The sequence below is a fragment of the Streptomyces sp. NBC_01006 genome, assembly GCF_045162725.1.
Taxonomy (GTDB): Bacteria; Actinomycetota; Actinomycetes; order Streptomycetales; family Streptomycetaceae; genus Streptomyces.
On the sequence record NZ_CP108700.1, the window covers coordinates 4979409 to 4993318 of the forward strand.

The 13910-nt window shown below is 70.7% G+C and carries 13 protein-coding genes; 5 read left to right on the forward strand and 8 right to left on the reverse strand.

Annotation, left to right across the window (positions count from 1 at the left end; all coding sequences use genetic code 11):
* Window positions 1–35: 35 nt before the first annotated feature.
* Window positions 36–665 (forward strand): hypothetical protein, encoded by a 630-nt coding sequence (locus tag OG509_RS22915; protein WP_406184316.1) that lies wholly within the window; start codon window positions 36–38, stop codon window positions 663–665.
* Between the two features lie 6 nt (window positions 666–671).
* Here OG509_RS22915 and OG509_RS22920 read toward each other — a convergent pair whose 3' ends face one another.
* Complete coding sequence (locus OG509_RS22920) at window positions 672–1850, reverse strand: THUMP-like domain-containing protein (RefSeq protein ID WP_406184317.1); 1179 nt, start codon at window positions 1848–1850, stop codon at window positions 672–674.
* A gap of 119 nt (window positions 1851–1969) precedes the next feature.
* Between OG509_RS22920 and OG509_RS22925 the strand changes: the two genes are divergently transcribed.
* Together OG509_RS22925 and OG509_RS22930 are read left to right on the forward strand one after the other, a co-directional pair.
* On the forward strand, window positions 1970–2917 hold the full coding sequence (locus tag OG509_RS22925) for a polysaccharide deacetylase family protein (RefSeq protein WP_406184318.1): 948 nt from the start codon (window positions 1970–1972) through the stop codon (window positions 2915–2917).
* On the forward strand, window positions 2914–3774 hold the full coding sequence (locus OG509_RS22930) for a polysaccharide deacetylase family protein (RefSeq protein ID WP_406184319.1): 861 nt from the start codon (window positions 2914–2916) through the stop codon (window positions 3772–3774). Before OG509_RS22925 ends, OG509_RS22930 begins: the two co-directional genes overlap by 4 nt.
* 27 nt (window positions 3775–3801) lie before the next feature.
* Here the strand turns inward: OG509_RS22930 and OG509_RS22935 are convergent, their stop codons facing one another.
* The 5 genes from OG509_RS22935 to OG509_RS22955 form a co-directional block, all read right to left on the reverse strand.
* On the reverse strand, window positions 3802–4683 hold the full coding sequence (locus OG509_RS22935; protein ID WP_406184320.1) for a glycosyltransferase family 2 protein: 882 nt from the start codon (window positions 4681–4683) through the stop codon (window positions 3802–3804).
* 210 nt (window positions 4684–4893) lie between these two features.
* Window positions 4894–6312 carry an FtsW/RodA/SpoVE family cell cycle protein gene (locus tag OG509_RS22940; RefSeq protein ID WP_406184322.1) on the reverse strand — a complete coding sequence of 473 codons (1419 nt, stop codon included), beginning with the start codon at window positions 6310–6312 and terminating at the stop codon, window positions 4894–4896.
* Window positions 6300–7535 (reverse strand): LCP family protein, encoded by a 1236-nt coding sequence (locus tag OG509_RS22945; RefSeq protein ID WP_406184324.1) that lies wholly within the window; start codon window positions 7533–7535, stop codon window positions 6300–6302. Before OG509_RS22945 ends, OG509_RS22940 begins: the two co-directional genes overlap by 13 nt.
* A gap of 56 nt (window positions 7536–7591) precedes the next feature.
* Entirely contained in the window at window positions 7592–9097 is a 1506-nt protein-coding gene (locus OG509_RS22950; protein WP_406184326.1) for a sensor histidine kinase, read from the reverse strand.
* On the reverse strand, window positions 9090–9785 hold the full coding sequence (locus OG509_RS22955; protein ID WP_406184327.1) for a response regulator transcription factor: 696 nt from the start codon (window positions 9783–9785) through the stop codon (window positions 9090–9092). The genes OG509_RS22950 and OG509_RS22955 overlap by 8 nt, the downstream gene beginning before the upstream one ends.
* Window positions 9786–10043: 258 nt before the next feature.
* Here OG509_RS22955 and groES point away from each other — a divergent pair, with 258 nt between their 5' ends.
* Window positions 10044–10352: a co-chaperone GroES gene (groES, locus tag OG509_RS22960; protein WP_030154760.1), complete on the forward strand. Its 309-nt coding sequence runs from the start codon at window positions 10044–10046 to the stop codon at window positions 10350–10352.
* A gap of 111 nt (window positions 10353–10463) precedes the next feature.
* Entirely contained in the window at window positions 10464–12092 is a 1629-nt protein-coding gene (gene groL / locus OG509_RS22965; protein WP_030154762.1) for a chaperonin GroEL, read from the forward strand.
* A 69-nt stretch (window positions 12093–12161) separates the two neighbouring features.
* Here groL and OG509_RS22970 read toward each other — a convergent pair whose 3' ends face one another.
* Window positions 12162–12851, reverse strand: a complete 690-nt coding sequence (locus OG509_RS22970) for an ester cyclase (protein WP_406184328.1) — start codon at window positions 12849–12851, stop codon at window positions 12162–12164.
* 94 nt (window positions 12852–12945) lie between these two features.
* Window positions 12946–13719, reverse strand: coding sequence for an SDR family NAD(P)-dependent oxidoreductase (locus OG509_RS22975; RefSeq protein WP_403725658.1), 774 nt, complete (start codon window positions 13717–13719; stop codon window positions 12946–12948).
* Window positions 13720–13910 lie beyond the last annotated feature (191 nt).

The window sequence follows — 13910 nt, forward strand, 5'->3', positions numbered from 1 at the left end:
CGGGACTCGGGCCCGCTGCCGTTATCGTCATGAGCATGCCTCGCCGTGACCTGCCGCCTCCACCGCCTCCGGCCCACTTGCGCGACTGGCTGGACGAGAACGCCGTACGGGCCGACCGCGCCCGCTTCCTGAAGGACCTGGGCCGGCGCAGCCTGGGCCTGGGGCGGCTGCTGCTGCTCTGGGCCGTCGCCGCCGTCTTCGCGCTCGGCTGGTCCTTCGTCGGGATGGCCCTGATGTCCTTCGAGACGCCGGGCGACCCGCTCTCGTACCTCTTCGGCCTGATCTTCGGCCTGCTCGGCGCGGGCGTGCTGATCCCGGCCGGCTTCTGGTTCGCCCGGGGCGCCCGGCGGGACCGGCTGGTCCACCAGCTGCTGCGCGCCTGGGCCGAGTCGGACCGGGACCCGGCCGCCGACGCGCGGGTCCGCGCACCGGGGCTGAGCCTGACCTGGCTGCTGGCCTCCTTCGCGCTGGGCGCGTTCGGGCTGTACGTGACCTTCGGCTCGGCGGCGTCGGCCCGCCCGGGCATCACCACGTACGGGGAGGTCACGTACTACATGGGCCTCGGCATGATCCTGTGGATCACCGGCCTGCTGGGCCTCGGCAAGGCCGGCGCGCACTACCGGTGGGCGGTGCGCGCCTTCCGCGGCGGCGCTACCGCGCGCTGACGGCCGCTACCGCGCGCTGACGGGCGAGCCGATCAGCATCGACGGGGCGCCGGCGACCCGGGTCAGGAAGACGGTCGCGGAGTGCGGCCCCTGCGGTTTGACCTTTCTGCGCAGCTCCTCGGGCTCGATGGCCGAACCGCGCTTCTTGACGGTCAGGATGCCGACCTCGCGCTCGCGCAGCAGCGCCTTCAGCTTCTTGAGGCCGAACGGCAGCACGTCGGTGATCTCGTACGCGGTGGCGTACGGAGTCGCGCGCAGCTCGTCGGCGGTGACGTACGCGATGGTCGGGTCGATGAGCCGGCCGGCCAGCTGCTCGGCGACCTCGGCGACGAGGTGGGCGCGGATCACGGCGCCGTCGGGCTCGTAGAGGTAGCGGCCGACCGGTCCGGCCTCGGGATCGGGCAGCGGATCGGCGGTGTGCAGGGTGCGCGGACCCGGCAGCAGGGTGGCGCGTACGGTGCCGGGCGAGGTCCCGAACCACAGCACGGCCTCCTTCACGTCCCCCTGGTCCGAGATCCACTCGGCCTCGGCCTCCGGCGGCACGGCCTCGTGCGGGATCCCGGGGGCGATCTTGATGGCGGCGTACTTGGCCGTACGGGCGGCCTCGACGGCCCACGACAGCGGCGGCGAGTAGCCCTCGGGGTCGAAGATCCGGCCGCGGCCGCCGCGCCGGGCGGGGTCGAGGAAGACGGCGTCGTACCCGGAGGTGTCGATGTCGGTCACGTCCGCCTCGCGGAGCTCGATGAGCTCCGCCAGCCCCAGGGCCTCGGCGTTGGCGCGGGCGACGGCGACGGTCAGCGGGTCGCGGTCCACGGCGAGGACGCGGATGCCGATCCGGGCCAGGGCGAGGGCGTCCCCGCCGATGCCGCAGCAGAGGTCCGCGACGCTGCGCACGCCGAGTTCCGCGAGCCGTTCGGCGCGGTACGAGGCCACCGAGGCGCGGGTGGCCATCTCGCCACCGCCGGGCGTGAAGTACATCCGGAACGCGTCCTCGGCCCCGAACTTCGCCACCGCGCGCTGCCGCAGCCGGGCCTGCCCGAGCGCGGCGGAGACCAGCGCGGCGGGGTGATCGCGGCGCAGCCGGGTGGCGAGGGCGAGCTCCTGGGCCGGGTCGTGGTCGCGGAGCGAGTCGAGGAGGGCGCGGCCCTCGGGGGTGAGGAGCGCGGCGAAGTCTTCGGGGGTCACCGCTCCATTGTCGGCTCCTTTGCCGGCGGCGGTGTGTGTGGGCCGGTCGGAGGAACGTGGCAGCGCGGCGCGAGGTGTCGTCCGGGAAGCGGGCGTGGCGGGTGCCAGGATGCGCTGCTATGCAGCTAGTCGGACAAAAGGAACATAAGACGCTTCATGGTCACCGGTCCGCGGCGGGTCCGCGCGGCCGCGTCGGGGTGGCACTGGCCGCACTGCTGGTCGCCGCCCTCGGAACGGGATGCGGCTCCGCCGCCGACTCCACTCCCGCCCGCAAGGGCGGCAAGGCCGCGGACGCGCCCGCGGGCGCCGCGGGCGCGGTCGCGAACCCGGCCGAGCAGCTGAAGGCCGCCCAGCAGGCACGGGTCGTCGCGGCGAAGAAGTGGAAGCTGGCCAAGCCGCCGCTGACCGCGCCGGCCGCGCCCAAGACGAAGCCGGAGATCACCACGCGCGAGGGCTTCGAGGTCGAGGGCCAGGAAGACCTCCCGCCCGTCTTCACCACCGTCCCCACGGAGGACAAGGTCGTCTTCCTGACGATCGACGACGGCGCGGAGAAGGACCCCGAGTTCCTGAAGATGATGCAGGAGCTGAAGATCCCGTACACGGCGTTCCTCAGCGACTACCTCGTCCGCGACAACTATCCCTACTTCAAGGAGATGCAGGCCGCCGGCGTCTCCCTGAACAACCACACGCTCAACCACCGCTACATGCCGGCGCTCTCGTACGAGGAGCAGCACGAGGAGATCTGCGGGCAGCAGGACACGATCCAGAAGCAGTTCGGCAAACGGCCGACCCTGTTCCGGCCGCCGTACGGCAACTACAACGAGGACACGCTGCGCGCGGCGAAGTCCTGCGGCATCAAGGCGGTCCCGCTGTGGAACGCGGAGGCCTTCCCGAACCGCATGGACTGGCGGGAATGGGACCGCGACCTCCATCCTGGAGACATCATCCTGACCCATTTCCGGGGCCGGGAGGACTGGAAGGGCTCCATGCCTGACATGATCCGTCATGTCATGAAGACCGTCACGGACAAGGGATACGCCGTGGCCCGCCTGGAGGACTACTTGTGAGGAACGCGCGCCGGTCGGTAGTCGGAACGCTGGCCGCCGGCGCGCTCGCGCTGTCCCTGACGGGGTGTGGGGGCAGCGCGGACCCGGTCGAGAGACTGGGCAGCAAGGCTCCCGAGACGACGCAGCCGCCGACGGCGGCTGCGTCGCCGTCACAGTCGCCCGGCGACGAGGCGTACAAGAAGTGGGGTTTGAAGTCCCCCCTCCAATTCGCCCCGAAGCCGGCCCAGAAGCCCACCCTCGCCCCGGCCGCCCCGGGCAAGGCCCAGGTGGTGGACCGAATACCCGTCCCGTCCAGCGACAAGGTCGTCTTCCTGACCTTCGACGACGGCGCGGAGAAGGACCCCGAGTTCCTGAAGATGGCGGCCGACCTCAAGCTGCCGATCAGCATGTTCCTGACGGACAACATCGCCTCGTCGGACTACGGGCACTTCGAGAAGCTCCGCGACAACGGCTCCGGCAGCACGATCAACAACCACACCCTGACGCACCCGAACCTCCGGACCCTGCCCTTCGCGGCGCAGAAGAAGGAGATATGCGGTCAGCAGGAACACCTGGAGAAACGTTTCGGAACCAAGCCGGTCCGCTTCCGGCCGCCGTACGGCAACTACAACGACGACACCCTCAAGGCCGCCTCCGAATGCGGCATATCGCAGGTGATCCTGTGGCGCGTGTCGATGCAGATCAACAATTTCCAGTACGCCGAGGGCTCCGCCCTCAAACCGGGCGACATCGTCCTGGCCCACTTCCGCGGCCCCTCCGAACTCAAGGGCTCGACGGAAATCCAGATGACCACCCGCATGCTCCAGCGCATCCAGGACCAGGGCTACCGCATAGGCCACCTGGAGGACTACCTCTGACCTCCGCCTGCTTCCGGGGGCGATGGCTCAAAGGACCGGAGGCCGGCCCAGCCGGGTCATGCGCCACACCGTGCGCCACTTCATCGGCTTGCGCAGTCCGCACGGCGAGCGCACACCCTCGGCGAAACCGCTCCACCACGCTTTCAGCCCCGTCGAAGACCGCATCCGCACCATGGCGAGAACGATCCACACGCCGAGATAGACCGGAACCAGAGCAGCCGGGAGCCGGCGGCGGGCCAGCCAGACACGGTTCCGGGCGGTGAACCGGTAATGGACCGCATGCCGAGCGGGAGACGTCTTCGGATGCTGGAGGACGATCTCGGGTTCGTAGAGGATCTTCCATCCCGCATCGAGCGCACGCCACGCCAAATCGGACTCTTCGTGCCCGAAGAAGAACTCCGCCGGCCACAGATCGATCTGCCGGAGCATGGGCATCGAGAACGCGTGGCCGCCGCCGAGGAAGGCGGTCACCAGGCCACGGCGCATCGGATCGTCAGCACGCAGCCGCGGAACCCAGCGCCGCTCCGTGTGCCCGTGCTCGTCGGCGACCCTGAAACCGATGACCCCCAGCGCCGGGTCCTCCGCGAACAGCTGCCGGACCCTCCCGAACACGCCTGCGTCGATGAGCAGCCCGTCGTCATCCAGCTCGATGACGACGTCCACCTCGCCCGACTTGCGCAGCTTCTCCAGGCCGACGTTGCGGCCTCCCGGGCAGCCCAGGTTCTGAGCAAGCGGGACTTTGACGACGTTGGCCGCCACGTCCACATCGGTGAGGGGCGTCGCATTGCCGACCAGCACCACCCTCGTCGCCGGCACGTCCTGCCCCTCCACGGAGGCGAGCAGAGCCGCCAACTCGCGCGGACGAGTGCCCATCGTCACGACGACGACTCCAAGGCGAGGCAACGGCATGGCGGCGAACTCCAGTTGTCGGCGAACAGGCCCCGATGCTAATGGCCAGGAGCCCGTCCAACCCCGGACGGCCGTCGGCCGCCGGGCCGATCGAAGCGCGTAGCGATCTGACGCGTCGAGCCCCCGCAGGGGCACCTGGTCGCTGTCCGGTACGGGTTGGGTGAGGGCGCCCGGGAAGGCCCCCGGCCCCGAGGGACCGGAACCCCGGCCTCAGTCCCGAGCGGCCGGGGGCGCGGTAGCCGGGACCAGCGGGGTGATCGTCGTTTCCGCCGGGCCCTGGGCGTCGGCTTCGCGTTGGCGTTCCGCGCTGTCGCTGATGCGCAGCAGCAGGGCGATCATGATCCAGTTGGCCAGGAGGGACGAGCCGCCCTTCGCCAGGAACGGCAGCGCCTTGCCGGTGAGCGGGATCAGGCCCGTCACACCGCCCGCCACCACGAAGACCTGGAGCGCCAGTGCCGCCGACAGGCCCACCGCCAGCAGCTTCCCGAACGGGTCACGAGCGCCCAGCGCCATCCGCAGCCCCCGCTGGACCAGCAGCGCGTACAGGATCAGCACCGCCATGACACCGGCCAGCCCGAGCTCCTCGCCCACCGTGGTCAGGATGAAGTCGCTGCGCCCCGCGAAGCCGATCAGCTCCGGGTGCCCCATCCCCAGCCCCGTCCCCGACATGCCGCCCGTACCGAAGCTGAACAGCGCCTGCGCGGACTGGTCCGAGATGACCCCCGGCGGCCGTTCCTTCCAGTAGTACGACAGCGGCTCCAGCCACGCCGCCACACGCCCCTTGACGTGCGGTTCCGTCGAGCCCACCACGAAGGCGCCCACTGCCGCCATGAGCAGGCCGGTCACGATCCAGCTGGTGCGCTCGGTGGCGACGTACAGCATCACCACGAACACGCCGAAGAAGATCAGCGACGTACCCAGGTCCCGCTCGAAGACCAGCACCAGCAGCGACACGATCCACACCGTGATGATCGGCCCGAGCTGGCGCATCGGGGGCAGCCGCATGCCCAGGAACTTCCGGCCCGTCAGGGCCAGCGAATCGCGGTGGATGACCAGATAGCCCGCGAAGAAGATCGAGATCATGATCTTCACGAACTCGCCCGGCTGGAGCGAGAACCCGAACAGGATGATCCAGCGCTTCGCGCCGTACGTGTCCGCGCCGAAGAACGCCGGCGCGATCAGCAGCACCAGCGCGACCGCCATCGTGATGTAGATGAACCGCTGCAGCAGCCGGTGGTCCCGCAGCAGCGCCACCACGGCCAGGCACGCGGCCACGCCGATGACCGTCCACTGCAGCTGCCCCGGCGCGTTCGCCTCGCCGCCGTACCGCGCGATGTACGACTGGTCCAGCCGGTGCAGCAGCACCAGCCCCAGCCCCGACAGCAGCATGGCGAGCGGGAAGATCAACGGATCCGCGTACGCCGCGAACCGGCGCACGCCCAGGTGCCCCACCAGCGCCAGCAGCGTCATGCTGATCGTGAAGCCGGTGAGGTTGGCGGGCAGCTCGCCGTTCATCGCCAGGCCGGCGCTCGCGTGCCCGAAGACGGTGAGGGCGACGACGAAGACGAGGAGCAGCGCCTCGGTACGGCGGCGCGCGCCGGCCGTCGTGAGCGGCCTCAGTCCACGCACGGTATGCCGCCACCGTCGATGGCGGGGCTGCCGCTCGCGGTCGGGGCCGGGGCCGCGGGACCCGCTCCCGGAGGCGCCTCCGGGGCGCCGCTCGGGCTCGGAGCGGCCGCAGATGCGGAAGACCCCGGTCCGATCTGCTCGGCAATGAGGCGCTTTATCTTCATATCGTCTACGACGTTTACGTCCTCCCCATGGTTCCTTCCGAACCGCTCGATGGGCAGTGTCGTGAACGCCACCTTGCCGCCGGACAGGTTCTTCGCCTGCTTCACGAACGACAGCAGGTCCCAGCCCTCGTCCGTCACCACGTCCTGTTTCGCGGCGTCGATCAGCTTCATCAGCTTGACCGGATCGGTGAAGGTTCCGGCCGAGTTCAGCTTCTGCGTGGCACCCGCCAGGAAGGCCTGCTGCCGCTTCGTCCGGTCCAGGTCGCCCATGTCCAGGCCGTGCCGCTGGCGTACGAAGGCCAGGGACTGCTGACCGTTCAGGGTCTGGCGGCCCGCCGGGAAGTCGGCGCCCGAGTACTTGTCCTGCACCGGCTTCTTCAGGCACACCGGTACGCCGCCCAGCGCGTCCGCCAGGTGGTAGAAACCGGCCAGGTTGAGTTCGGCGAAGTGATCGACCGGGACGCCCAGGAAGTTCCGTACCGTCTCGATCTGTGCCTTGCGGCCGGCCTCCCGCCCCTCGCGCTCCAGCCGCCGCAGGTCCTTGGCCCCCTGGGCCGAGAGCCGCTCCTCCTCCTTGGCCTTCGCCAGCCCGTACGCCTTCTTGATCTTGTCCTTGCCCTGCCCCTGCCCCGGTCCCGGTCCCGCTATGTCGACGAAGTCGTCGCGCGGGACCGAGAAGGCCTTCGCCTGGCTGCCGTCGCCGGGGACATGGAGCAGGATCAGCGTGTTCGCGTTGTAGCCGCCGATGTCTGAGCTGCCGGCGTGCAGTTTGTCGAGGACCTCTTCCGGCAGTTTCTCGCCGTTCTGGTCGCGGCGACTGTCCAGGCCCATCAGCAGGATGTTGGTGTCGCCGTACTTCGACTTCTCGGCGCCCTCCAGGGCCTTGGAGCTGCCGATGCTGCCGGCGAGGTCCCGGTACACGTACCAGGCGCCGGCGGCGGCCATGACGGCCAGCGCGCAGACGGCGACGAGCAGGGTGCGGGCGATGCGGAACCGGCGGGGCCGGGGGTGGCGGGGCCGGCGGGCGGGGTGGCTGGTCTTCCTCCGGTGCGCGCTCATGCCAGTCGATGCTGGGGGAGGGGTGCTGAAGGAGTCCTGAGGATCCTGAAGGGCGTTCAGCACTCCCAGGGCCGGCTCGGAGCCGGAACCGGAGCCGTAACCGGATCCGGAGCCGGAACTTTGCCCGCCCCGCCAGCCGGCACGCGCAGCACGAGCCGGATGCCGCCGCCCGCCCTCGACGGCAGCGCGCGGGCCTCGCCGCCGTGCGCGCGGGCGATCTCGCGGACGATGGCCAGGCCGAGGCCCGTACCGCCGCCCGCGCGGCCGCGGTCCGGGTCCAGCCGGACGAACCGCTCGAAGACCCGGTCGCGGTCCTCCGCCGGGATGCCGGGGCCGTCGTCCTCGACCTCCAGCACCGCCCAGCCCCTCCCGCCCGGCTCCGCCGACTCGGTGGCCGCCCGTACGACGACCCCCGTACGGGCGTGCCGCAGCGCGTTGTCCACCAGGTTGGCCAGCGCCCGCTCCAGCCGCGCCGGATCCCCGGCCGCCGGTACGGGCGCCTGCGCGTCCAGCCGGAGCGGAACCCGGGGGGCCGGCCGCCGGGCCAGGTCCTCCGCGGCCAGCAGCGCCAGGTCCACCGGCTCGGTCCGCGGTACGGGGCCGCCGTCGAGGCGGGCGAGCAGCAGCAGGTCCGCCGCGATGCGCTGGAGCCGCTCGGTATCGGCCAGTGCGGCCGCGACCGACTCCCGGTCGGGGCGGCCCTGGGCCAGCGCCACCTCCAGCCGGGAGCGGACCGCGGCCAGCGGATTGCGCAGCTCGTGCGAGGCGTCCGCGGTGAACTGCCGCTGCCGGGCGTCGGACCGCTCCAGCCGGTCGAGCGTGTCGTTGACGGTCCGGGCCAGCTGGGCGATCTCGTCCGCCCCGCCGGGATCCGGAACGCGGCGGTCCAGCTCGCTGGCGGTGACCGCCGCGAGCTCGGTGCGGATCGCGGTGACGGGGCGCAGGGCATGCCCCGTCACCCACCAGGCGAGGGCCGCCGCGAAGCCGATCAGCGGGGGTGCGCCGGCCAGCAGGCCGAGGGCGATGGCGCGGGTCGCGTCGTCCACGTCGCCGAGCACGGTGACGGCGTACACCTCGTGCCCGCCCGGCGCATCGACCGCGACCACCGCGCGCCGTTCCGCGCCGGGGCGCGCGGGCGGGAGCACGGCGGAGCGGGAGTCCTCGCCGGACGCACGGGATGCACCGGACGCGCCCGATGCACCGGACGCGCCCGATGCACCGGGCGCGGGCGGGCGCAGGCCGCCGAGGTCGGGGGCGTCCCCGAGGTCCCCGGTGGAGGCGACGGTCCGCCCCTGCGCGTCCCGTACGAGGACCAGGTCCACCCCGCTCTCCGGCGCGGGCAGCCGCCCGCCGGGGAAGTCGTGGCCGTCGAGCTGGGCGGCGACCTTGCGGGCGGCGAGCTCGGTGCGGTTGGTGGTGTTGTCGAGGAGGTTGGCCCGCAGCAGGCTGTAGAGCCACAGCCCGCCGGCGCCCAGTACGGCGGCCATGGCGAGCGCGGCGGCCAGCGCCGCCCGCCGCCGGAGCGGCCCCGGACGCCCCCTCGGGGGCGTCCCCCTAGCCACCGTCGGGAGCCATGCGGTAGCCGGTGCCGTGCACGGTGAGGATCGAGCGGCGGCCGAAGGGGGCGTCGATCTTCTTGCGCAGCGAGGACACGTACACCTCGACGATGTTCGGGTCGATGGCGTGCGGGGTGTCCCAGACCTGGTCCAGGATGTCCTGCTTGGCGACGGCCCGGCCGGGCTGCTCCATCAGGCAGGCGAGTACGCCGAGCTCGCGGGCGGTGAGCTCGATGTCGTGCGTACCGCGGCGGCAGCGGCGGCCGGCGGGTTCGAGTACGAGGTCGCCGGCCTGGAGGGTGTGGTGGGGGTCGGCGGCGCCGGCGGTGGCGCCGGCCGCCCGCCGGGCGAGGGCGCGGAGCCGGGCGGCCAGGACCACGAACGAGAACGGCTTGGTGAGGTAGTCGTCGGCGCCGGAGTCGAGGCCTTCGGCCTCGTCGTACTCGCCGTCCTTGGCGGTCAGCATGAGGACGGGCGTGGGGTCGCCGTCCGCCCGCAGACGGGCGCAGATCTCGTAGCCGCTGAGGCCGGGCAGCATCAGGTCGAGCAGGACGGCGTCGTACGAGCCGGTGCGGGCGAGGTCCAGCCCGCGGTGGCCGTCGTGGGCGAGGTCGACCCAGTGCCCGTCGGCGGAGAGGCCGCGCCGCAGGGACTCGGCGAGGCCTTCTTCGTCTTCGACCACGAGAATGCGCACGCCCCAAGCGTCACATACCGCCCACCTCGGCAGCCCGGCCCGGGCCCCGGGGGCACCCCCGATCCGGATCTCCCGGCGGAGCGTGTTGGCACTCCGCTTGACCGAGTGCTAATCGCCGGAATAGTCTCGCACCTGGCACTCGCCACCGGTGAGTGCCAACACAGCGACGGGCAGGTCCGGCACCCGCGACGACGGATCCACCTGGTCGCCACCCCAGACAGTTAGCCCCGTGAGATCTCCGAAGGGGGAGGTCGGATCGTGACGACCACCAGCTCCAAGGTTGCCATCAAGCCGCTCGAGGACCGCATCGTGGTCCAGCCGCTCGACGCCGAGCAGACCACGGCTTCCGGCCTGGTCATCCCGGACACCGCGAAGGAGAAGCCCCAGGAGGGCGTCGTCCTCGCGGTCGGTCCGGGCCGCTTCGAGGACGGCCAGCGTCTCCCGCTGGACGTCAGCGTCGGCGACATCGTGCTGTACAGCAAGTACGGCGGCACCGAAGTGAAGTACAGCGGCGAGGAGTACCTCGTCCTCTCGGCTCGCGACGTCCTCGCGATCATCGAGAAGTAATCCACTTCATCTGTATTGCTTGAGCTGCGCCCCTGGTCACCCCGCTGATTGCCGGGCGGCAAGGGGCGCAGTTCGTTAAACCCGAGTTTTCGAGAGGGCTGAACCGCTCCCATGGCGAAGATCCTGAAGTTCGACGAGGACGCCCGTCGCGCCCTCGAGCGCGGCGTCAACAAGCTGGCCGACACGGTGAAGGTGACGATCGGCCCCAAGGGCCGCAACGTCGTCATCGACAAGAAGTTCGGCGCCCCCACCATCACCAACGACGGTGTCACCATCGCCCGCGAGGTCGAGCTGGACGACCCGTACGAGAACCTGGGCGCGCAGCTCGTGAAGGAGGTGGCTACCAAGACCAACGACATCGCGGGTGACGGCACCACCACCGCCACCGTGCTGGCCCAGGCGCTGGTCCGCGAGGGCCTGCGCAACGTCGCCGCCGGCGCCTCCCCGGCCGCCCTGAAGAAGGGCATCGACGCCGCGGTCAAGGCCGTGTCCGAGGAGCTCCTCGCGACCGCCCGCCCGATCGAGGACAAGTCCGACATCGCCGCCGTGGCCGCGCTCTCCGCGCAGGACCAGCAGGTCGGCGAGCTCATCGCCGAGGCGATGGACAAGGTCGGCAAGGACGGTGTCATCACCGTCGAGGAGTCCAACGCCTTCGGCCTGGAGCTGGAGTTCACCGAGGGCATGGCCTTCGACAAGGGCTACCTCTCGCCGTACATGGTCACCGACCAGGAGCGTATGGAGGCCGTCCTCGACGACCCGTACATCCTGATCAACCAGGGCAAGATCTCCTCCATCCAGGACCTCCTGCCGCTGCTCGAGAAGGTCATCCAGGCCGGCGCCTCGAAGCCGCTGCTGATCATCGCCGAGGACGTCGAGGGCGAGGCGCTCTCCACCCTCGTCGTCAACAAGATCCGCGGCACCTTCAACGCGGTCGCCGTCAAGGCCCCCGGCTTCGGTGACCGTCGCAAGGCGATGCTCCAGGACATGGCCACCCTCACCGGTGCCACCGTCATCGCCGAGGAGGTCGGCCTCAAGCTCGACCAGGCCGGTCTGGACGTCCTCGGTTCCGCGCGCCGCGTGACCATCTCCAAGGACGACACGACCATCGTCGACGGTGGCGGCAGCCACGACGAGGTCGTCGGCCGCGTCAACCAGATCAAGGCCGAGATCGAGTCCACCGACTCGGACTGGGACCGCGAGAAGCTGCAGGAGCGCCTGGCGAAGCTCGCCGGCGGCGTCTGCGTCATCAAGGTCGGCGCCGCCACCGAGGTGGAGCTCAAGGAGAAGAAGCACCGCCTCGAGGACGCCATCTCGGCGACCCGCGCCGCGGTCGAGGAGGGCATCGTCTCCGGCGGTGGCTCCGCGCTCGTCCACGCCGTGAAGGTGCTGGAGGGCAACCTGGGTCTGTCCGGCGACGAGGCCACGGGTGTCGCGGTCGTCCGCCGCGCCGCCGTCGAGCCGCTGCGCTGGATCGCCGAGAACGCCGGCCTCGAGGGTTACGTCATCACCTCGAAGGTCGCCGAGCTCGAAAAGGGCCAGGGCTTCAACGCCGCCACCGGCGAGTACGGCGACCTGGTCAAGGCCGGCGTCATCGACCCGGTCAAGGTCACCCGCTCCGCGCTGGAGAACGCCGCTTCCATCGCCTCCCTGCTGCTCACGACCGAGACCCTGGTCGTCGAGAAGCCGGCCGAGGAAGAGGCCGACGCCGGTCACGGCCACGGTCACGGCCACAGCCACTGATCGCGCCCCACACCGGGAAGGCCCCGTTCCGCATCAGCGGAACGGGGCCTTCCCGTAGGCGGGGTGCCGTCACATCGCGCCCAGTTCCCTCATCAGGCGCATGGCGTCGTAGTGCCACCAGCCTTCCTTGATCATTCCGTCCTCGCACCGGAAGACCGTCGTGCCGGTCATCGTGCAGGTCTTGCCGGTCGGGGCGATCCCCATGAACGCACCCTTGTGCTTGCCGCTGAAGGTCCACATCGTGGTGACGTAGTCCTCCTGTGCCATCTGGGCGTCCAGGGTGAAGGTGAAGTCGAAGGCGGCGCGCCACATCTGCACGTCCTCGCGGATGCCGTCGCGGCCGGTCTTGACGTTCGGGCGGCTGATGTCGTGGTCCCGGTAGTCCGCCGCGAAGATCTCGTCCACGACGGACATGTCGCCCTTCATCGCGACCTCTTCGTACATGCGGGTGGCGAGCAGCGTGTTGAGGTGCTCGTCGCGGATGACGTCCAGGTTGGTGAACCGGGGCATCCCGTCGCAGAGGGCCATCATCTCCTGGAACATCTTGTCCGTCTCCGGGAGGTGAGAGTTCTTCATGGCCGCTTCGTACGACGGGAATTCGACGACGTCGAGGAAGTGTGTCTCCGATTCGCGGTCCTTGCCCACCATGGTGTGGGACACGGTGCGCTTGCCCTTCGTCTTCGCCAGGTACCGGTCGATGACCTCGTTGACGGCCTCGGGCCTGCTGGTCTCGTAATCGACTATTTGTACGAATGTCATGGCGTACTCCCGCGCTGGATGGGACACGTCCAGTCTAGGGAGATTTCACCCGGTCGGCCGGTTTGGAGACCGGCCTACCCGTAGGTCACTTGGGCTACTGCGGACCGTACTTGCGGCCCGTACGCGAGGACACCCCGCCCAGTAGCCCGCGCGGCGTCAGCTTCACCAGGCCCATCAGCGCCTTGTACCGCGGATCCGGGATCGAGACCGTCTTGCCGCGCGCCAGGTCGTCCAGGGCCGCCGCCACCAGCTTGTCCGCGTCCAGCCACATCCAGTTGGGGATGTTGTCCGTGCCCATGCCGGCGCGCTGGTGGAACTCGGTGCGGACGAAGCCGGGGCACAGGGCCATCAGCCGTACACCCGATCCGGACAGGTCCCGCGCCGCGCCCTGCGTGAACTGCACGACCCAGGCCTTGCTCGCCCCGTACGTGCCGCGCGGCACGAACGCCGCCACCGAGGCCACGTTGACGACGCCGCCGCGGCCGCGCGAGCGCATCGACTCGGTGGCTGCCGAGGTCAGCCGCAGGACGGCCTCGATGTGCACCTTCAGCATGGTCAGCTCGTCGGCCATGGAGACTTCGAGGTAGCGGCCCTTGTTGCCGAAGCCCGCGTTGTTGACCAGGAGGTCCACCGGGTGCGTACGGTCGCCGAGGCGGCGCTCGACGGCCGCGATGCCCTCGTCGGTGGACAGGTCGGCGGCCAGCACCTCGGCCTCGATGCCGTGCCGGTCGTGAAGCTCGGTGGCCTGCTCGCCGAGCCGCTTCGTGTCGCGGGCCACCAGCACGAGGTTGTGCCCCTGGGCGGCGAGCCGCCGGGCGAATGCGGCGCCGATGCCCGCCGTGGATCCCGTAATCAACGCAGTCGTCATAGGCGCAACCTAGCCGCCCTCGGCGACAGCTCAAGGGGAGCCCGCCGGGCGGTACCCCTTCGTGACGCACGGCGCCGCGCGTCGTCGCTTCCCGCTGCGGAACCGCTACTTCCGGCTACGAAAACCCGCTTTGAGCTCCTCTTTCGGCTCCCTGAGCCTGCGTCACCCCCAAGGCCCTGTCTTGTGCCGTA

Bases quoted from the DNA above. Each gene is read 5' to 3' on its own strand.
- OG509_RS22915 (WP_406184316.1), top strand. From the start codon at position 36: ATGCCTCGCCGTGACCTGCCGCCTCCACCGCCTCCGGCCCACTTGCGC.
- OG509_RS22925 (WP_406184318.1), top strand. From the start codon at position 1,970: ATGCAGCTAGTCGGACAAAAGGAACATAAGACGCTTCATGGTCACCGG.
- OG509_RS22935 (WP_406184320.1), bottom strand. From the start codon at position 4,683: ATGCCGTTGCCTCGCCTTGGAGTCGTCGTCGTGACGATGGGCACTCGT.
- OG509_RS22945 (WP_406184324.1), bottom strand. From the start codon at position 7,535: ATGAGCGCGCACCGGAGGAAGACCAGCCACCCCGCCCGCCGGCCCCGC.
- groL (WP_030154762.1), top strand. From the start codon at position 10,464: ATGGCGAAGATCCTGAAGTTCGACGAGGACGCCCGTCGCGCCCTCGAG.
- OG509_RS22970 (WP_406184328.1), bottom strand. From the start codon at position 12,851: ATGACATTCGTACAAATAGTCGATTACGAGACCAGCAGGCCCGAGGCC.
- OG509_RS22975 (WP_403725658.1), bottom strand. From the start codon at position 13,719: ATGACGACTGCGTTGATTACGGGATCCACGGCGGGCATCGGCGCCGCA.